The sequence below is a fragment of the Vibrio sp. 1562 genome, from assembly GCF_033340155.1.
Taxonomy (GTDB): domain Bacteria; phylum Pseudomonadota; class Gammaproteobacteria; order Enterobacterales; family Vibrionaceae; genus Vibrio; species Vibrio alginolyticus.
This window is the reverse complement of the sequence record NZ_JAWOVY010000258.1, coordinates 1-764: the sequence shown is the minus strand read 5'-3', so window position 1 is coordinate 764 and position 764 is coordinate 1. Positions and strand designations below refer to the sequence as shown.

General features: G+C 43.2%; 2 protein-coding genes. Both read right to left on the bottom strand.

Annotation, left to right across the window (positions count from 1 at the left end):
* Window positions 1-91: 91 nt before the first annotated feature.
* Entirely contained in the window at window positions 92-301 is a 210-nt protein-coding gene (locus R7Z49_RS24515) for a hypothetical protein (protein ID WP_079878844.1), read from the bottom strand.
* Between the two features lie 142 nt (window positions 302-443).
* On the bottom strand, window positions 444-764 hold a 321-nt coding region (locus tag R7Z49_RS24510), incomplete at its 5' end, for a CBS domain-containing protein (RefSeq protein ID WP_318112301.1).

Sequence of the window (764 nt, the reverse complement as noted above, 5' to 3'; positions counted from 1 at the left end):
CTGAGGCAAAAAATAGTTTCACGACGTTGTCTCCTCAAAATATATGAGGCTATTCTACGGCATTCTGACGTATGCTCAACCGACTTCCCGATTACTGATGACGCACAGCCTCAATCAGCATTGGGAGCAAATGGAACCAAGCAAAATATCCGGCACCGACTAAAACTAATGTCCAAAAAACCATCGAAATGAACTTCGACTTCGCTAAATGGTGTAACGGGTCCGGTTCCCCACACCCTGGACATGTGTGAGCACGTTTCGATATTTGTTTCTCACACACAGGGCAAGAGACTAAAGGCATGATTTAAATTCCTCAACTATATGCTTAGGGCACAAAGAATAGCGCCTGTGAAAATATATGCAACATCACTAATAATCAATATCTTAGAGATTGACGCATGTCGCTGACTTGAGAAAAATATTACGCATGTTACTTACACAGTTTAGCCATCCTCTCTGACCATGCCATTAATTACGATATTGTTGTAACTCACCATGCCGATCACTTCGCCATCTTCAATCACGGGCGCGCGGCTGATCCCAAATCGCTCAAACAGACGAGCACAGTATTTAACGTTCATATCTGGATCGACACACAAAGCAGGCTTAGTCATGATTTCGTAGATATTGGTGCGCTGAGGGGCACGGTTATTTGCCAACACTTTCTTCGCAATATCATTCATTAACACAATGCCGTATTCATCGTTGTCATCGCGCTTTTTGACCACCAGCGCTTTCACTTGATATTTCTTTGCCAGAGTAAT